The following is a 19,709-nucleotide window of genomic DNA, read 5'->3' on the forward strand; positions in this document are numbered from 1 at the left end:
GGAGATACAAGACATATGTTTAGTTATAAGTTTAGGAGGGCATAATGAACCGGTGGGGACATACAAAGCGTACCATAATCCTGTCTAGTGCAGTTGCCTTGTGGCTTAGCGCACCTCTAGTGGTTTGGGCAGATAATGCGACTGTCACTACAGATGTTGTTAATGTGAAAGGCACATGGGCAGAAGAAGAAGCAAAATTGAACTCACAGCAAGTGCAAATCATTACCAAGAAAGAGATTGAAAAGAAACAGGCGAAGTCCGTTGAAGATATTATTTTTACGCAAACAGGTGTATCTAGAACAGTTGATGCTATGGGGCGTGTGGGCGTGTCCATTCGCGGTGCAGAAGCGCGTCACACTCTTATCCTCGTAGATGGTCAACCAGTGCTAGGTGATTTTGATAAGTACTCTGGTGCGGCCGATGAAGTACAACGTTTGGGTACAGAGAACGTAGAGAGAATTGAAGTTATTCAAGGTGCGGCTAGTGCTAAATACGGATCTGATGCAGTAGGTGGTGTAGTTAATATCATCACTAAAAAAGCACAAAAGAAACCATCCGTACAATTTAATGCTGAAGGCCTGCGTCGCAAGAGCGATGGCGATGTATTTCCGTTCCAAAACTTCTTCATTCGTGCCGATTCTGGTCAAATGGGCAAGTTAAAGGTTGGGTTATCAGGTAGTAAACGAGATCTTATGCCTGTTCTAGCATCTGTTAAACGTCGTGCCTCTGGGATGGCCTTTGATTATGCAAAACATAACTTCAAGCCAAATGTACTTCGTTACTATGGTGATGCGGCAGATATCGGTCTTGTAGCGACCTACGAGGCAAATGATAAAAATAAGGTAGAATTGCGACTTAATCGTTACACGGAAGACCTTGTGCGCGATGTTAAGCACTCCGACTCCGATTTAGAGCCACAGCAACACTTCAAACGTACGGCAGATCGTAATACAGCTAACCTGCAATGGTCCTCTAGAGCTGGAAAGAGTGACTGGACTGTAGAAACTAATTACTCTCGTATTAAAGAAAATGATGTAGCGCTCATTAACTATACAGGTCGTTCCGCTTATGAAGGCTCTAATGAGTTGCGTTATATTGATAACATCGATCATCGTCAATTAGATATTCGAGTAAATGCTAATACGCAAGTCAATAAAAATCATTTGCTAAGCTATGGTGTTAGCTATGCTCGTGAAGAAGGTTCTGGTAGTCGCTTAAAGAGTTCTCCTAATACAAGTACGATGTACATTGATCCATGGGATTACGATAAAAGCTTGTTAGTAGACCGCCTTGATCGTCTCGTGCGACGTAAAGGCGATAATAGTATTAAAGTTTACTCTCACATCCATGACTATAAATTCATTAATTCCGGTGGCGGCATGCCGCAATGGGATATGGATTATGAATACTATGGGGCTGAAACAAAGGCACAAAAGCCGGGCATTACGTACGATGATTATGTGAATTATGGTTTATCGGAAAGCAGACTTAGTGAATGGTCAAGCACATCGCCGAATAATCAACCCGTAACGGATGAATTTAAGAAGCGATATTATGCTTTGGAAAATCGGTTGAAATCGGAAAATCCTGAAATGGCGGCACATCGTGCAAACATCGTAGGTGACTATTTTAAATATGGTGAGTCTAACGATCCAGAAATGCGTAAGAAAGCACCTAAGTTAAATGGTAAGGCTTTCTTGGAAGAGTACCGTAATCGCGATCAACGCTTGACTACTGGTAGTGGTACGATTCGTAAAATAAACGCTTACATTTCTGATACATGGCAAGTTAATAAGAATTTAACATTGTCTCCAATTGTGCGCTTCGACAATAGTAGCTTGTTTGGTTCTAACGTATCTGCATCTTTGGGCATGACATATAACGTTAAAGGTAATACACATCGCAGATTTAAAGCCAATGTAGGTACCGGTTATACAGAGCCTGGTATGGGCGAATTGTGGTATAACTGGGAAATGTACGCTTCTAACCCTGTAGGGATTGGGGTAGCAAAACTCGGTTGGTATTGGGCTGGCAATCCTAATTTGAAACCAGAAAAATCGGTCAATTTCGACATGAGCTTGGAGGGTGAAAATAAAAATACATATGCACGCGTAGGTGTATTCCATAACCGTATTAAGAACTATATGTCTGTATACTTCACTGGTGATTTTATGGACTTTGCACCATATCTTAAGGGTGATGCGAAATACCAACGTGCCCCGGATATGATTTACAGCTTTAAAAATATTGGTAAAGCTGAAATTACAGGGCTGCAAGCGGAAGTACAACAAAAATTTGGCAAATATTGGTCTGGTAAATTAGGTTATACATATTTACACGCTATCAACAAAAGCGATCCATCCATGCCACGTCAATTATTGGATAAACCAATGCACAAAGTTGATATTGGCATTACTTATGATAACCCTAAATCCGGTTGGAATGGCTCCATCTGGGGTGATTACTATATCAATATGCTTGATAGTAATACTCTTAATAACGGTGGTAACTACTGGCCAGATATCTTGTCTGGTGATGCAGGCGTTTATAAGAAACAAATGTATGAAAAGAAAACATTTGGCATTTGGAATGTAATGATTCAAAAACGTTTCAATAAAAATGCCATGATGTATTTCGGTATCAACAATATCTTTAACCATCGCGATGATGACCGTGCTACACAAGAACGCGTATACCGCATGGGTGTTAACCTTAAATTTGGTGGTGGCGATAGTAGTAAAACTATGGCCATCGGCAAAACTAAGGATGGTGCAAAAGTTAATGCTACAGGGGCTAATGTAGCTAATGGTGAAGTGGTAAATTCTGAATCTGGTGTACAAAACGTAGCTGATATAGTTCGTTTAACTGACTTTATTCGTTCTGATTTTGATACTACTAAAGAACGTGGTATTACAATGGTTGGCGACTATAGAGCGCGTTGGATGGCACATGATGGTTCTAATAGACCGCAATCTCCATTTAGAGCAAACTCTGCCATCGGCTCTGCAAAAGCTAATATGTACGATGCTAATCGTCATAGTTTTGAACAACGCTTACGTCTTGGCTTTGATGCTCGACTCAATGAGTTCACAAACCTCAAGGTTATTGGCAGCATGAGTGGTATGAGTGGAGTAGATACAAGCTGGACAAAATCTGATTCCAAAGGTCTCAACCATCAACGACTTGATACAGTTGATCTTACAAGACGCGTTAAGAAATGGGACGTATCTGTAGGGCGTTTAACTGAGCCTATGGGCGCTAGTGGTTACTGGTTTGGTCAATCTTATGACGGCGTTCGTGCTGTTTGGAATGGCCATGATTCTCAAGTTCGTATTGGTGTTGGTACTTTCAAACATAGTACAGGTATCACTGATTCTGCATATACTCATGCAGTGCACAAAGTTATCTTTAGACCACCAACAGCAGCTGAATTGATTGGTATCAATCGCGATGATTATCCATACGATATTGAGAGTGCTACTAAAACCGGTTCTGATGGTGAGAAGAAGACCTCAACAGATCCGGCAGCTCCAGATAGTCCAACTGGTATTTATAACTCCACTTACAAAGGTAAGACAGATAGCCTCTATTTCTATCAACAGCTCAAAGACTTGCAAGCTGAATACGAAGCTTATAAAGAAAGCTTAGACTTAAGATGGAGTAATCCGAACCGTGATCAAGAAATTGAAAAGGCTAATGCTAAATTAGCTGAAACTCAGAAAAAACAAGCTCAAATTATGGGTCGATTACAAGATATTCTTACAAAAGCATATCCTACAGATATGGCAGGGACTAAATTCTCCCTTGATATCCCATCTGGTGGGTATGCAATGTATGAAATCACCAATAAGAAAACAGGGGAAAAACTGTATAAAACAGGCGACATTATGTATAACGTAAATTCCCCATTGTACCCTGAATCTATGAAAGAAAAGGCAAAAGGTCTTATCGTATCCTCTGATAATAAAGAAGCCTTGCTAAATCCTAAAGAGTATGTTGATAAACATGCAGCTGAGATTAATCAATCGATTACAGAAATTGCCAAATATAATGCAAAAGATAACTGGAGTAATTATAACAATAGTGGGCTTGACGAAGTTTGGGTGAAACAAGCTGATGGTACATTTAAGAGATCTTATGATTACTATGGTCAACCGTCAAGTGATTATGAATTCACTGGCTTCTTAGGTGCAAAGACTTACAAATACGATAGTGGTAAATACGTATTTAGTGATTATGATGCTAAAGATGCCATTTACAAAAAGAACTTCACCATGTCCTCTGGTGATTATGGCGAAGGTGGTTCTTACTATGGTTGGGGTATGCCTAATGCATTGTTTAACTATATGTATAATCTTGAAAAAGTTGTACATGACGCAGAGTCTGAAAATAAATTACCACGCGAAGCAATCGGTAAGGTCATTGGCAACTTGATCAGAACAGAAGGTGTAGTTCTTGAAAAAGATACTGTACCAGCCATCGATAAGGCCGCATTTATTCAATACAAGAAACAAATTGGTGCTCGTCTTGGTTTACAAGCTTGGTACTTACGTTCCTTTGGCGGTAAAACACATACATATTTAAATGCTAATGGAAACAGTAATGATGAATACAGCTTCTCCAATGTAGCTCATGTATTTGGTATCGGTGCTAAGTATCAACTTGGTGCTAATGCAGCTGTTACGGTTGATTACGGTCAAAATCGTTCTAACTTAGGACGTTACCTCAATGGTAATACCGTATATCAACATGAACGTGGCACAGCAGACTTTACTCTAAAAGGTCATCAAATGGGCGGCACACCACACTTCTGGATGGCTCGTCTAGATATTGGGCGTGCTGATTTAGATGTTCCGAAATCTTGGAATGCGTTCATCGATTACAAATACTTTGAACATGGCTCCTTCTTCGGTGGTAATGGTACGGGTGCAGTACCTGATCGTTACTTAGATGGTGTTCGTAGCTTTACATTTGGTGCCGGCTATGTACCGCGCAAGGATTTGCTCCTTGAAGCATTCTATACATTTGATGCGAAGGGCACTAATAAACGAGACACTTTATATGGTAGTGAAAGCTTTAAGTTAGGCGATTATACAAGAATTCAAGGGACCTACAGGTTCTAATGTTCAGTCTGTAAACAGGCAGAAAGGTTACAAATATGGAAAATTTAAATTATGTCATTCACTTATTTCATAGTGGCGGGTATGTAATGTATCCATTGTTACTCTTGTCTTTCATGGTTATCGCTATAGCTGCAGAACGTGCTTTCTTCTATCGTAAGTATGCAGGCAAAACATTTGTTGTAACTCATGCAGTAAATGAATTCGCAAAACTACAACGTTGGGATGAAATCGATAAAGTAATTAAAGAGAACCCTTCTATTGCAAGTCGTATTGCAGAAGCAGGTTTAAAAAATGATTCTAGCGAAGAAGCAATGAAGACCGCTTTTGCTGATCAAATGGGGGTTGATGCAGTTGGTTTCCGAAAATATATGGACTACTTAAGTGCAACAGTTACAATTTCTCCATTATTGGGCTTGCTTGGTACAGTAACAGGTATGATTGGCTCTTTCAGTATCCTTGACTCCGGTGCGGGTGCATCTGCCATTACTGGTGGTGTAGGTGAGGCGCTTATCGCGACAGCATCTGGCTTATGTGTGGCCATAATGGCATTTATCGTTTACACAATTTTTAGTCATCGTTTGGACTCCATTATTAACCAAATTGAAAATATGTGTGTAAATATAGTTACAGCTAAACGAGAAGGGTGGAAATAGTTATGAACTTGCAAAGCTTTCGTATGAAAACTAAGCCGGAATTCATGATCATTCCAATGATTGATATCATTTTCTTCTTGTTGGTATTCTTCATGATGAACAGCTTGCAAACAGTGGCTCAAAAAGCCTTGTCTGTACAATTACCACAGGCTACTAGTGCTTCTGCACCAGCTCAATTACCAGTGGTTTTAACATTAGATGCGGAGGGTCATATTACGATTGATAACAAGCCAATGAGCATTGACGATGCTGAGGCAATGGTAAAACAACGTATCCAAGAAAACCCTAATGCTAGTGTTATCTTACAAGCCGATAAACGAGCGGCTCATGGTCAAGTAGTAGCGATTATGGACATGTTAAAACAATCTGGCGTTAAACGCTTAGCTATTGCAGCTGAACAGAAAGGATAACTATGGGACTAGGCATATCATGGAAAAAAGCAGCCATTATATCCGCCGTAGTTCATCTTATTGCTCTCTTTATTGCTGTAATCTTTTTTGTAGTGGTTCCAGCCATTCAAGAAATGGATACCTATGAAATCGACCTCACACAAAGTGTGCTCGATGATGGTGGCAGTGGACATGCTGGTGGTGGCGGAGGTAACAGAGCAGATCTGTTCCCAAAACCATTGTCAGCAGATGAAGTAGCGGCAAGAACAAAGGCTGTTGTAGCAAATGTTGAACCATCTACAGCAACAGATATTCCTGATGCAGTAGATGTGGCAGCTAAAGCAAGTGAAAATAAAGGCAATACATCCGGTGATAATTCCGCTGTTGGTGGCACAGGCCCTGGATCAGGTGGCGGTTCTGGTGGCGGTCATGGTACCGGTGAAGGTACTGGCGTTGGTGATGGTAGAGGCCATGGTACTGGTACAGGTGATGGTACCGGTGAAGGTGATGGTCATGGTACAGGTAAAGCAGCGTTCAATGTAGAGGGCTTTTATGCAGCTGTAGATAGCCAAAAACAAATTCCTTATGCGGCTATTAAGCGTAAAATGAACGTAGATGTTACAATTAATGTAATGGCTAAATTAGATACTAATGGTAATTTAATAGACGTATATCCAACTAGTGGTGGGGATGAAATATTTGTAGAAGCGGCTCTTGATGCAGTGCGACGAGCGACTCCGTATCCAAATGAAACAGGGGATATACAACCAGTAGAAGTTCCTGTACACTTTGTAGTACAGGCCGATGGCGAAGATGAAGAAGAATAAATATATCTAAGTAATAAAGGAGATAAATATGAAATCTATTATTTTATATTCTTCCCTTACGGGAAATACTAAAAGTGTAGCGGAAGCAATGGCTTCCGTTATGCCTGAAGGTACACCTTGCGTTCCTGTAAAAGATGCACCTGAAAATTTAGCTGATTATGATACAGTATTCGTAGGTTTCTGGGTGGATCGAGGCACAGCGAATAAAGAAGCGGCAAAATTGATTGAAACTTTAAAAAATCCTAATGTAGTATTCTTTGCTACATTAGGTATGTATGCTGATTCTGATCATGCGCGTGAAAGTATCGAAAAAGCATCTGAATTATTGCCTAACAAAGAAGCTCTTGTAGACGGCTTCGTATGCCAAGGTAAAATCGATCCTAAAGTAATCGAAATGATGTATAAAATGTTCCCCCCTGGATCTGCACATGGTCAAAGCCCAGAACGCGATGCGTTACATAAAGCGGCGGAAACTCATCCAGATGAACAAGACTTTGCAAATGCAAAAGAATTTACAAAATCTGTACTTGCAAAGTTGCAAGCCTAATTTCTGAAAGGGGATTGGAGTATGAGTTTAGCAAGTTTCTTTGAATCCATTCCGGAGAAACAACGCAATCTACAACTAGGTTTAGAATGCGATAATCCGATGAGTGGTGCATTTCCTCATAAACGTGTTGTACATGCAGGTCTCAATGGTACGCTCGTTTCTCCAAAAGAAACACAAGCCGTTTGGGATTCGTTAATGAATGGCACTCCTAAAAAGGGCGAAATGCAATGCGCTTACATTCATATTCCGTTTTGTAAGACAAAATGCACATATTGTGGCTTCTTCCAAAACGGTACGAGTCAAAGTGTTGAAGACCAATATATTGATGGTCTTATCAGTGAATTAAAGCTCGCTAGTGAGCGTTCGAGATTAAAAGATGGTTTGATCCATGCCGTATTTATCGGCGGTGGCACACCAACATCTTTATCACCTACAAATTCTGAAAGATTGCTCAAAGCAATTAAAGCGTACTTGCCGTTGGCAAACGATTATGAGCTTACCTTAGAAGGTCGTATTCACGATTTGATTCCTGAAAATCTTGAAGTTTGGATGGCAAACGGCGTCAATCGTATGTCCATTGGCGTGCAATCTTTCAATACAGAAGTACGTCAAATGGTAGGCCGTTTAGATACGAAAGAAACCGTATTAGAACGACTAGCTGCTTTGAAAGCTTATGGTCAATGTTCTGTTGTTATTGACTTGATCTATGGTTTACCTGGTCAAACTATGGAGGTGTGGGAACAAGATTTAGCAGATTTGGTAAGCTCTGGCGTAGATGGTGCGGACTTATATCAATTAAATGTATTTGATGGTAGTGATCTCAATAAAGACATTACAAACGGCAAAGTTCCAGCTGCAGCCACAACAGCGATGCAAGGGGATATGTTTGAATTTGGTCGTAAATACCTTGATGAACGTTCCTATCGTCGATTGAGTGCCGCTCACTGGAGTGCTAATAACCGTGAACGTAGCTTGTATAACACTTTAGCTAAATCGGGCGTTCCAATGTTCCCATTTGGTAGTGGTGCAGGTGGTAACGTCGACGGTTATGGGATGATGTTACATCGTGCATTAAAACCATACGAAGATATGGTTACCCGCGGTGAAAAACCATTTATGGCCCTTATGAAACAAAGTGATTTACAACCTATCGTAAACCGAGTAGTAAGTCAATTAGAACAAGGATTCCTCAATATTATGAGCTTAGTAAAAATGGATTCCAGATTAGATGAATTGAACTGGCTCTATAAATTATGGGAAAAACGAGGTCTTGTTGCCTATAATGGATTGCTTTATAAATTGACTGATGCAGGTGAATTCTGGACTGTAAACCTTACGCAAAGTACATTAGAAGCTGTTGAATATATCATGACTGGTAAGAATTCCTTCGCTATAGAAGCAGTAGCAGCACAAGATACAAAAACAACTTCTAAAGAAAATCCTAACCAAGAGGTACGTGGCATTGGCCAGGGTAAAGCCAATATCTCTGTACCAACTGACGAAGATTCCGAAGCACAACGTAAAGAGGCTCTTATTACTAAGGCTAAAGCTGAAATTGCTAAGAGCGGTGCTTCTGGCGAAGCAGCAGAACGAATGGTACAAGCTATGTACAATTTAAGTGCTGATGAGATTGAATATATGATGGAACGTATGATGTCTTAAACTGTTATGTTACACCTTAATTCTAACAACCTCTCTCAATAACCAACATATAATATACAAGACATATTACGTGACATATACGTGCTCTCTGTAGTACAAAGTAGCCCCAGACTGTAGTCTGGGGTTTACTTTTTATAGAGCGAAAGGTATTCTGTAGGTATAAGACTTAAATGACTTTAAAAAGCATAGCAATAGATGTATAGGAATAGATGTATAAGTCTATAAGGACAATAAAAATCTAATTGCTGTTAAAATCATAAAACAATAAGTGAGATAGTAAATCTATAAGATGTGAAGTGATATTGCTTGTATAGCTGATAAAAGGCTTAGGAGGTTAGTATGAGTACATGTCCTCAAAAAGAAATAGATATATTAGGTATTGGGGCTAGCACATTAGACCGCTTCATCGTTGTGGATCATTACCCAACGGGACGTGAGGTACAACAAGTTGTATCTTCTACCACCGATGGTGGAGGACCTGTAGCTACAGCATTAGCCGTTGCAGGTAAATATGGTGCACGTACGGCCATGATTGACAGTATCGGTGACGATATGGTGGGGCGTCATATTTTAGATGATTTCAAAAAATATAATGTTAATACTGATGCTATCCACATTGAAAAGGGGGAAAAGAGTGGCGTTGCTACAATCCTAGTAAAGCATAGCACTGGCGAGCGTGCCGTATTTTTTGAACGCTCTACTGCGCCAGAGCCAGTATTTTTAGATACTCATAAGCAATTAATTAAAGAAGCTTTCATTTTACATGTTAACGGACGGCATCGACAATTCATGTGTTCTGCCATGGCGTTAGCACAAAAGGCAGGTACTATTATCTCCCTCGATGGAGGTGCACAGCGCTACGATGAAGAGATGAAATCTATTACAGAGTCAAGTCATATTACTATTGTTGCTCGTGATTATGCTGAAAAATATACGGGCACTACTAATTTAGAAGAAGCTTGTCGTATCATTCATGACCGTGGTGCTCTTATTGCGGGGGTTACGGATGGCGCTAATGGTAGTTATTTTGTATGGCCTGATGGAACTTTCTATCGTTGTCAGGCATTCCCTCAAGAATATGTAGTTGATACAACGGGGGCTGGAGATAGTTTTCATGGAGCATTTCTTTCAAAGCTTGTTACATTATTGAGAGAGTTAGCCCCAGTAAAAGGGTTAAAGACCTCTACATATGCTATAGATTTATTACAACATTGTGGACATTCTGATTTAGAAAAAGCTGCTATTTTTGCGTCCGCTGTAGCAGCTTTAAATACGCAAGGGATTGGTGGCCGTAGCCCTTTACCAAGTTTACAAGTTGTATATAAGTTAATGGGATTGGAGTAAATCAGTATGTGGCACGATATTTCCCATTCTCATGTACAACGGTACATGCAACAAAATCCCTATCGATTATTAGCGTTTAGCTTTCTAGGCGTCATGATTATAGGAACAATATTGCTTATGTTACCGATGGCGAGTGCTCAGGGGCAAACGACGGCTCTTGTAGATGCCGCTTTTACCGCCGTATCTTGTGTTTCGGTAACAGGGCTGACCACTGTAGATACTTATTATCATTGGTCTTTATTTGGTAAGATTGTAATGGTTATCCTTATTCAGTTAGGTGGGTTAGGAATTGTATCTTTCACGACCATAATTGCTTTGCTTCTAGGTAAACGAGTAGGCCTTAAAAATCGTGTGCTTTTGTCCGAGGACGTTGGACAGGAGGGTATGACTGGTTTATTACATATTACGAAAAAGTTAACGCTTTATACCTTTGCTATTGAAATTGTGGGAGGCATAATCTATACGATTCAGCTATATCCATATATTGGACAGGCTGCATTGTATACCGGTATCATGCAAGCTATTTCCACCTTTTGTAACGCTGGATTTGTATTTTTTGATAATGATCTACCTTATGCCATGGTAGGGGACATATTATTTAATATCAATACAGCAGTACTAATTGTTATCGGTGGTTTTGGCTATTTAGCGGCCTTTGACATATGGTCACACCGTAAGGTGCGACGATTTGTTGACTTAAAACTTCACACTAAGATTATGTTAGTAGGCACAGCGATTCTTATCCTATTAGGAACTATCATTTTTTTAGGTGTGGAATGGTCAAATCCAAAAACCTTTGGGTCATTACCGATTTGGAATAAAATAATGGCCTCTTTATTTCAAGCAATTACGCCGCGTACAGCTGGGATTGCAACGATTGACTATAATGCATTACATCCAATTACCTTGTTTGTTACCATTATTCTCATGTTTATTGGTGCGGGTCCGAACTCTACCGGTGGAGGCGTTAAAATTAGTACCGTAGCAGTAACCATACTTGCATCGCGTACCTTGTTTAATAACCGTCCAGATACAGAGATTTTTGAACGTCGTATTTCGTTAGTAACAGTGCTTAAAGCCAACGGGATTATATTTTTATCGCTTCTTCTTATTTTAATAGCCACCTGTTATCTAGCTTGGGATGAGCCTTATGATTTTATTCGATTGTTATTTGAGGTTACGTCCGCCTTTGGGACTGTAGGCCTTACGACGGGAATTACGTCTGATTTATCTGAAAGCAGTAAATGGGTGCTGATGCTTGTTATGTTTACAGGTCGTGTCGGTGTTATGACCGTTATTGGTACATGGGCTCTTAGGACATCACCAACGAAGCCAATTGGGTATGCAGAAGAGAATGTATTGTTGTAATTGAGTAGAATAGTTAGTCTATCAGGAGATATAGCATGAAATATAAAACAATTGCCGTCATTGGTCTTGGTCAATTTGGTACGACTATAGCCAAGATGTTAGCCTCTATGAATCATGAGGTTTTAGGTGTAGATATTAATCCAGAAATTGTACAAAAGGTTTCCCCTTATGTAACACATGCTATCGTAGCAGATACTACTGATGAAGAGGCTATTAAAGCCTTAGCTTTGAGCCAATTTGATATAGTTATTGTTGCCATTGGTGATAATATCCAGGCTAATCTCATGACTTCGATGTTGTTGAAAGAAATGAATATGCCTCATGTGGTTTCGAAAGCTGAAAATGCACTCCAAGGTAAGATGCTCAAGAAGATGGGGGTAGATATGGTCATCTATCCAGAATATGATGTGGCACAACGGTTAGCTCAATCGTTGACACGAGAACATGTAATGGATTACTTACAGCTATCTAAAAGCATTAGCCTTATTGAAGTAGATATGCCTAAATTTTTGGTAGGCACCTGCTTAAAAGATTCTAATCTGCGTGAGAAATATAATCTTAATGCTGTAGGCATCAGGCGTGGGGAGGATTTAGAAGTCCCTCCTAATCCGTTTACGATTCTTTCGGCGGAGGATAAACTATTAATCATAGGAAATAATTCTGATTTAGATGCATTAACAGTGTAGTAAGTATACGAAAGAGATATAAATATATCGAAAAAATATGATATAATGAGATAGAATTCAGTATAGGCCATACGTATTCGTATGGCCTTTTAATATAGAAATGAAGGTTATTATGACAGAGGAACAATATATAACGGCGCTGATGAATAACCCACATGGGATTCGAAATATTCCAAATCCTACAGAAGCTATGCAACTTACATGTGTGGGACAAAACGGCATGCTGTTACAATATATTAAAGAACCTACTCAAAAGGTTATTGAAACGGCGCTTTCACAAGCACCACGAGCTATACAATTCGTTGAAAATCCTACAGAAGAATTGTTAAAAACCTTAGTGGAAAAAGATTGGGCAGTTTTAGAATACATCAGCGATCCGTCTGATACATTAATTCAAAGTGCGTTAGCTCAATCAGGCTGGGCTATTCGCTATATTGCAAACCCATCTGAAGAATTGCAATTAGAAGCGGTGAAGGCGAATTATGATGCCTTACAATATATCAATGCTCCAAGCGAGGTTGTGCAGTTACAAGCCGTGCAAGAGAGTTACTTAGCCTTGCGCTACATTGATGAGCCTAGCGTAGCTGTACTAGAAGCAGCAGTAAAGCAAGATCCACAGGCAATGCGGCAGATTACAACCCTCACTAAGGACTTGGTCTTGCATCTATTTAAAGTAAGTGCGGCTATTGTCGGTTATATACCTAATACATTGGGTGTTACAGTAGACGAAATCAAAGCTATAATTGTAGATGCTATTTCCAGCGATACAGTTGATGAAGACTATGTACGCGAGTTAATCAACAATAAAGCTATCGGTGGACGTCAATCAAAATGGCCTATTGATATATTGTCACTTATTGATATGTATGGTACTAGAGCTGTTAAGAAAGTTGCAGTAGGCGAATATTTGAAATATTAGAACGGAGATACAATGAACTTTATAGATACAATGGCAAGCGTTGAATTAGTGCTTGCTGCAAATCAAGTGCCTTTGCTCGTCGGTGAGACTGGCATTGGTAAAACCTCTCTCGCAACGCGTGTTGCAGAGGTACACGACTGGGAATTAGTAACTATCGATGGAAACCTCTTAAAAGAAGGTGAAATCGGTGGTTTACCTACTGTAGAAACGGTGACACATACAGATGGTTATGGCAATACACGAGATGTGAAAACTACAGTATACGCTGTGCATCATACATTGGAACATGTGGCACAAGCCGTAGATAAAGGGCGTCAAGTATTGCTGTTTATCGACGAAATTAACCGTGCAGAACATGCAGTTCAACAAGAGTTGATGAACCTTATCTTAAACCGTGAAATCAATGGTTTCTCCTTAAGTGATCAAGTGCGCATTATCGCCGCTATGAACCCTGAGGATTCCTTTGATTACCAAACGATTGACATGGACCCCGCACAACAAAACCGTTTCGTATGGCTTTACATGAATGCTGATTATATGCAATGGATTGACTGGGCCATCGGTGCAGGTATTGAAGAAAAGGTTATTGAATTTATTTCTTCATACCCAGAATATTTAAATCAACGTCACGAAGACGATATCGATGCCACACCTCGCTCCTTTGAACGCGTTTCCGGTCTATATAGGATTTATAAAAACCAAGAGGACACAAGCTATAGTCGCGACGTATTTATGAATGTTATCCGCGGTAACGTAGGTAAACTCATTGCGGAGGCTTTTGTAAACTTTATCGAGTCCGATCAAGAACCTCTTATTACCTTTGATGATGTATTAACAGCGGTTCAAAAACCAGGTGCTATTATGTCTATGGCTGAGCAGGTTAAAGGTGAAAGCCCAACTCGCCTTTATGTAGCAGCAAAAAATATGTTGCATCGTTTAAATCGCAATAGCAATGCGCAGGAAGTACATCACTTTGTGGAGTTTTTAACCTTGTATCCAGGGGATTTGCGCGTAGCGGTTATGAAAGATCTTCGTAACACGTATGAGCGCGTTTACGCTTATGCTATTGAAGATGACCTTTTTGTAGATACTTTCTTTGAAGCGCAAAAATAATTCTATGTGTGTAGTTAACCAAATCAAAGCTATATATAGATAATCGACTTTAGTAAATTATTAATTATTATGCTAATTGATATATGGCATATGACATATATTAAATTTGTTTTCTAAAGAAAAGGAGGTGTAAATATGCAACGAAACTTAGATAAGGACGATATACGTGATGCGTCGGATTTACTGACTCATATTGATGGCTGGGAAAAAACGGGTTCTTATGATGCGAAGGCTATCGAGGCTCTTGATCGATGGCATGCGAAACGAGAGCGCATACATCGCGAAGCAGAGGCTTTGTATACGCAAATATACGCATCCTATGAGGCCTATGTAGATAGCTATGAAGAACAACATCATAGTATGGCGCCTGAACGCATAGCGGCCGATCTTATGAACCATAATATGTCGGATAGCCATATAGGTACCATCGGTCGTGCGCTTGAAGATGTACACGTAGAAGGTACGGACCTTGCCGTTATGCAGCAAGCCGTAATGACGCCTGCCTATGAGCAACGGTTGTGGAATATATTGCATGATGTAAACAGCTTGCTTCTTGAAGAGGACCAATTCTTTGGTTACTTTTACTTACAAATGACTCATCGCATTCGCTTTGATATGACCAGTGCTTTTGGTATTAATCTTAAACAGGGCGGCTATGTGTTATATATAAATCCCTTTATCTTGTTACGTCAACCGCCTGATGTGATGAAGGATGGTATTAAGCGTGAAGTTCTTCATATCATTTCTGCTCATTTGATGCGGGTAAAAGCGCTGAGCCAAGGCTTTCACAAAACAGCAGTCCATATGGCTATGGATATGGTCGTAAACGATTACCTTGAACATGTAGACCGTGATGCGGTAACGGTAGCCAATGTAAATGCGCGCTTTGGTTTGTTATTAAAGCGTTTCCGTACCATTGAATACTATGCGAAGGCTATTGATAAGGTCATGAAAGAAAAACCAGACCTCTTTGTGCCTATTGATAACGCAGATACGGCGGTTGCTATGGAGTTTGACCCTCAAACCAGCCATGATATTTGGGATGAATCCGATTCTATTGATACAGATACGATGGACCAAATCACGGAGCGCTATATCAACGAAGCCTCAAAGGGGGATATGGAAGGCTATGTGAAAAGCCTTATCGATACATTCCAAAAGACACGTCGTGCCTTGCCTTGGTATTTCTACCTTAAAAAGTTAATGGGCAAGGTAGCGAGTGGATACAAAAAAACGACGATGCGTCGTAATCGTCGTCAACCTGAGCGTTTGGAGTTGTCTGGCACATTACGTCAACATAAGGCAAATGTATGGGTAGCTCTTGACATGAGTGGTAGTATAACTGATGTGGAGTTTACAAATGCTTTAGAGCAAGTGCTACAAATCGTGCATGCTTATAACCATTGTATTACTGTTGTAGAATGTGATAATGAAGTACGCCGCACCTATACGATGGAATCCGTGAAGGATGTGAAGCCGCGCCTCGATGTGCGTGGTGCTACAGCCTTTACTCCTGTATTCTCTCTGGCTAATCAAAACCGTTTAGATTTACTTGTATACTTTACAGATGGCAAAGGGGAAGAGCGACTACGAGAGACGCCAAGAGGCTATAAGGTGCTGTGGGTATTGACCGGTGAGAATCCACAATTATCTTTGCATAATCCGTACGGCATGGTTCGTGAACTCGGTTATGTGGGGATTGATGAAACTCAGGATATTGATGAGTTTGTACGTATGGTTAATCGCGGTGGCTTTTCTATGGCTAATCAAGAGATTTAGTATATTAGGTCGCATGTTTTTTTATAGGTTTAATCTTGAACCAAAATGGTATACAAAAATGACGCAATCCAGCGGATTGCGTCATTTTTAGGTCTGTGGATCTTTTATTAGTTGTTAAGCTCAATAGAGGAGCCTGGATCGATAATGAGTGCTGTTTGGTTATATTTGCCTTCTACAAGACTTGTAAATACACCTGGTTCACGGTCGATAACAGGCCATGTTTTGTAGTGAATTGGAATAGAAATACGCGCTTTTACATAAGAGGCAGCAAGGGCTGCATCTTCAACTCCCATTGTGTAATTATCACCGATAGGAAGAAGTGCGTAATCGATTTCACCAAAGCGATTTAATAATTTCATATCGCTAAAGAGTGCTGTATCACCAGCGAAGTATAGGATATCTCCGTAGAAATTTACAATACAACCTGCAGCGTGACCGCCAGGGATGCCAGCGCCGTGGAAGGCAGGAACCATTCGAACAGAACCGAATTCAAAGTCGAACTTGCCACCTAAATGCATGGCGTGTGTACGACAACCGGCAGCTGCTGCTTTACCCGCTACCTCAGCCGTAGAGATAACGAGGGCGTCATTTGCTTTGGCAATAAAATCTGTGTCTCCATAGTGATCATCATGGCCATGACTGACAAAGATATATTGGCATTTGATATCTTCTTTTTTAGCGATATCCCATGTATTACCGGTCAAGAATGGGTCGAAAATCATGGATACATCGCCACGTGTGAGCATAAAGCAAGCGTGACCAAAATAAGTTAGTTTTGTTTTCATAGGAACACTTCCTTCCTTGTACATACAATTCTTAATTCTATTGTATAATATAATAAATGAAAATAAAACTATTGGTGATAATTTATACATAATTAGTAAGGATATATTATGGATTTAACACATTTTGATCAAGATGGTAATGCTTGGATGGTAGATGTATCAGATAAGGATATTACAACTCGTACTGCTGTGGCAGAAGGCTTTATTACTATTAATGATGCAATTTATGAACGCATTGCAGCGGGAACAATAAAAAAAGGGGATGTTCTTAGTGTGGCTCAATTGGCAGCTATTATGGGGGCGAAACAGACGAGTAATCTCATTCCCCTTTGTCATCCGTTAGCATTAACTAAGGTTGAGGTGCATTGTACTCTTGTTGATGGTGAAAGTCCAGCCTGTACGGATTCTACACATAATCGTGCTGTTAAGGTTCGGGCTACCGTAAAAACGACAGGAAAGACAGGTGTTGAAATGGAGGCACTTACGGCGGTTCAAGTAGGACTTTTAACAGTCTACGATATGTGTAAAGCTATTGATAAGGGGATGATTATAGGCCCTACATATCTTGTAGAAAAAGAAGGCGGGAAAAGTGGACATTTTGTCCGTTCCTTTGTAGAATAATATAGATATAAAGAATAGGGGATTGAAAATGGAAATAGTACTTTATGAGCCTGAAATTCCAGGTAATACAGGAAATATAGCGCGTTTATGCGCCGCCAATCATATGACCTTACATCTCATCAAACCCCTTGGCTTTTCTATTGATGACAAGCACGTAAAACGTGCTGGCCTTGATTACTGGCACTTGGTAGATGTACAGGTACATGAAAATATTCAAGAATTATATGAGAAATATCCTGATCGTAGATATTTCTATGCCACTACCAAAGCAAAGCATACTCATTCCGAGGTGAAATATGAAATCGGTGATATGCTCGTTTTTGGGCCTGAAACAAGAGGGTTGCCTGAAAGTTTATTAGATGGTAAAGAGGATACATGCATTCGTATACCCATGGTAGATGAAGCACGTTCTCTGAACTTATCTAATGCGGTGGCGATTATAGCTTATGAAGGTATGCGTCAACTTGATTATCCAGATCTTAAGGCTGAAGGCAATTGGATTCAATCAAAATAAATAGACTTTTATAATTAAGGAATATATTATACGTATGTGTTAGGAGACCTACCAAATCTATATGACCGGTAGCGATTTTAACGGTGTTGTTTGGAGGAGGATATTATGAACTACGATAAAGCTCATGATTTAGCTCACGCAATGCGTGAATCCGAAGAGTACAAAGAATTAATGGCTGCTCAGGAAGCAGTGAAGGCAGATGCAGTAGCAACGGGTTTGGTTCGCACATTTATGGCACAACAAATGCAATGGGAATATGCTAAGTTGTCCGGTGCTCCAGAAGCAGATGAGTTGCAAAAGAAACAAGAGGAATTGATGCCTCAAATTCAGGAAAATGCTGCAGCGGCTGCTTATTTGCAAGCGCAAATGCGTTGGAGCCAGATTTCTAATGATATTTACAAAATCATTAGCGAACCAATCACTGAGGGGATGAAAGTGTTAGATCATGGCGAACAACAACCACAACATTAAGGTATTACAAACCGCTTTATTAGAAAAATTACCAAGTACACGTGTACGCGAGCAGGAGCTCCTTTGTCATCATACGACATTCAAAATTGGAGGACCTGCGGATTTATTTATTGAACCTACTACGATGGCAGAACTTAGTTTTACGCTTCGTACCATTCACGAATTAGATGTGCCTGTAACTATTATTGGTTGTGGATCTAATATTTTGGTGAAAGACGGAGGTATCCGTGGCGCTGTCGTATCAGTTCGACATATGACCCAAATCATGGATTGTAACGAAAACACATTGTGCATCGGTTCCGGGTATATGTTAAAGGATGCTTCTGAATTTGCTTGGGAGAATAGTTTATCTGGTCTTGAATTTGCCATTGGTATTCCAGGCACACTTGGTGGTGCCGTATTTATGAATGCAGGTGCTTATGATGGGGAAATGAGCCATGTAGTTACTGCAGTGAGAGCCGTAGATTTCCAAGGAAATATTAAAGAGTATGATGGATCTCACTTGGACTTTGCTTATCGTCATAGTGTATTCCACGATAATCATGAAGTTATTGGGGAAGTCATTATGACACTCAAACCAGGCGACAAGGATGCCATCAAGGCACGTATGGATGAGTTAACAGAAAAACGTGAATCAAAGCAACCTTTGGAATATGCCAGTGCAGGTTCAACCTTTAAGCGCCCACCAGGGTACTTTGCAGGTACATTGATTGAACAAACAGGCCTAAAAGGTTTGTCTGTAGGTGATGCGCAAGTATCTCATAAGCATGCTGGCTTCGTAATCAATACAGGTAGTGCAAGTGCGAAGGATGTACTTGACCTGATTAGTGAGGTACAACGTCGTGTGTATGATCAACATGGTGTACATCTCGAACCAGAAGTACGCATGATTGGTGAAGATTAATACA

17 protein-coding genes are annotated in these 19,709 nt (G+C 40.2%); 16 read left to right on the forward strand and 1 reads right to left on the reverse strand.

Going from position 1 to position 19,709, the window contains the following annotated elements; all coding sequences use genetic code 11:
- The first annotated feature begins 44 nt into the window (after window positions 1–44).
- The 12 genes from ACLRYO_RS00155 (at window position 45) to ACLRYO_RS00210 (ending at window position 16,410) form a co-directional block, all read left to right on the forward strand.
- Window positions 45–5,123 carry a TonB-dependent receptor plug domain-containing protein gene (locus ACLRYO_RS00155; protein ID WP_101928802.1) on the forward strand — a complete coding sequence of 1,693 codons (5,079 nt, stop codon included), beginning with the start codon at window positions 45–47 and terminating at the stop codon, window positions 5,121–5,123.
- A gap of 35 nt (window positions 5,124–5,158) precedes the next feature.
- Window positions 5,159–5,776: a MotA/TolQ/ExbB proton channel family protein gene (locus ACLRYO_RS00160; RefSeq protein WP_004696674.1), complete on the forward strand. Its 618-nt coding sequence runs from the start codon at window positions 5,159–5,161 to the stop codon at window positions 5,774–5,776.
- 2 nt (window positions 5,777–5,778) lie between these two features.
- Complete coding sequence (locus ACLRYO_RS00165) at window positions 5,779–6,186, forward strand: ExbD/TolR family protein (protein WP_004698605.1); 408 nt, start codon at window positions 5,779–5,781, stop codon at window positions 6,184–6,186.
- A 2-nt stretch (window positions 6,187–6,188) separates the two neighbouring features.
- Window positions 6,189–6,992 (forward strand): energy transducer TonB, encoded by an 804-nt coding sequence (locus ACLRYO_RS00170; protein ID WP_004696671.1) that lies wholly within the window; start codon window positions 6,189–6,191, stop codon window positions 6,990–6,992.
- A gap of 28 nt (window positions 6,993–7,020) precedes the next feature.
- The gene (locus tag ACLRYO_RS00175; protein WP_008601576.1) at window positions 7,021–7,539 is read left to right on the forward strand and encodes a flavodoxin family protein; all 519 of its coding nucleotides are present in this window, start codon (window positions 7,021–7,023) and stop codon (window positions 7,537–7,539) included.
- A 21-nt stretch (window positions 7,540–7,560) separates the two neighbouring features.
- Complete coding sequence (gene hutW / locus ACLRYO_RS00180; RefSeq protein ID WP_008714421.1) at window positions 7,561–9,201, forward strand: heme anaerobic degradation radical SAM methyltransferase ChuW/HutW; 1,641 nt, start codon at window positions 7,561–7,563, stop codon at window positions 9,199–9,201.
- Window positions 9,202–9,540: 339 nt separating this feature from the next.
- Complete coding sequence (locus ACLRYO_RS00185; protein ID WP_413084606.1) at window positions 9,541–10,545, forward strand: carbohydrate kinase family protein; 1,005 nt, start codon at window positions 9,541–9,543, stop codon at window positions 10,543–10,545.
- 6 nt (window positions 10,546–10,551) lie between these two features.
- Complete coding sequence (locus ACLRYO_RS00190) at window positions 10,552–11,913, forward strand: TrkH family potassium uptake protein (RefSeq protein WP_413084607.1); 1,362 nt, start codon at window positions 10,552–10,554, stop codon at window positions 11,911–11,913.
- A gap of 35 nt (window positions 11,914–11,948) precedes the next feature.
- Window positions 11,949–12,599 carry a potassium channel family protein gene (locus tag ACLRYO_RS00195; RefSeq protein WP_004698681.1) on the forward strand — a complete coding sequence of 217 codons (651 nt, stop codon included), beginning with the start codon at window positions 11,949–11,951 and terminating at the stop codon, window positions 12,597–12,599.
- 112 nt (window positions 12,600–12,711) lie between these two features.
- Window positions 12,712–13,518, forward strand: a complete 807-nt coding sequence (locus ACLRYO_RS00200) for a hypothetical protein (protein WP_278618733.1) — start codon at window positions 12,712–12,714, stop codon at window positions 13,516–13,518.
- A 12-nt stretch (window positions 13,519–13,530) separates the two neighbouring features.
- Window positions 13,531–14,631, forward strand: a complete 1,101-nt coding sequence (locus ACLRYO_RS00205) for an AAA family ATPase (protein WP_278618731.1) — start codon at window positions 13,531–13,533, stop codon at window positions 14,629–14,631.
- A 135-nt stretch (window positions 14,632–14,766) separates the two neighbouring features.
- Entirely contained in the window at window positions 14,767–16,410 is a 1,644-nt protein-coding gene (locus ACLRYO_RS00210) for a VWA-like domain-containing protein (RefSeq protein WP_278618729.1), read from the forward strand.
- A gap of 107 nt (window positions 16,411–16,517) precedes the next feature.
- Here ACLRYO_RS00210 and ACLRYO_RS00215 read toward each other — a convergent pair whose 3' ends face one another.
- Window positions 16,518–17,195, reverse strand: coding sequence for a metal-dependent hydrolase (locus ACLRYO_RS00215; RefSeq protein WP_042977326.1), 678 nt, complete (start codon window positions 17,193–17,195; stop codon window positions 16,518–16,520).
- 108 nt (window positions 17,196–17,303) lie between these two features.
- Between ACLRYO_RS00215 and moaC the strand changes: the two genes are divergently transcribed.
- The 4 genes from moaC to murB all read left to right on the forward strand — a co-directional run bounded on the left by moaC (window position 17,304) and on the right by murB (window position 19,705).
- The gene (gene moaC / locus ACLRYO_RS00220; RefSeq protein ID WP_278604428.1) at window positions 17,304–17,816 is read left to right on the forward strand and encodes a cyclic pyranopterin monophosphate synthase MoaC; all 513 of its coding nucleotides are present in this window, start codon (window positions 17,304–17,306) and stop codon (window positions 17,814–17,816) included.
- 28 nt (window positions 17,817–17,844) lie between these two features.
- Window positions 17,845–18,330 carry a tRNA (uridine(34)/cytosine(34)/5-carboxymethylaminomethyluridine(34)-2'-O)-methyltransferase TrmL gene (gene trmL / locus ACLRYO_RS00225; RefSeq protein ID WP_004696651.1) on the forward strand — a complete coding sequence of 162 codons (486 nt, stop codon included), beginning with the start codon at window positions 17,845–17,847 and terminating at the stop codon, window positions 18,328–18,330.
- A gap of 105 nt (window positions 18,331–18,435) precedes the next feature.
- On the forward strand, window positions 18,436–18,801 hold the full coding sequence (locus tag ACLRYO_RS00230) for a YlbF family regulator (protein ID WP_004696650.1): 366 nt from the start codon (window positions 18,436–18,438) through the stop codon (window positions 18,799–18,801).
- A complete protein-coding gene (gene murB, locus ACLRYO_RS00235; RefSeq protein ID WP_195394613.1) occupies window positions 18,776–19,705 on the forward strand; it encodes a UDP-N-acetylmuramate dehydrogenase in 930 nt (309 codons plus the stop codon). The genes ACLRYO_RS00230 and murB overlap by 26 nt, the downstream gene beginning before the upstream one ends.
- Window positions 19,706–19,709 lie beyond the last annotated feature (4 nt).

This window comes from Veillonella parvula (assembly GCF_047241225.1).
In the GTDB taxonomy this organism is placed as follows: Bacteria; Bacillota; Negativicutes; order Veillonellales; family Veillonellaceae; genus Veillonella; species Veillonella parvula_O.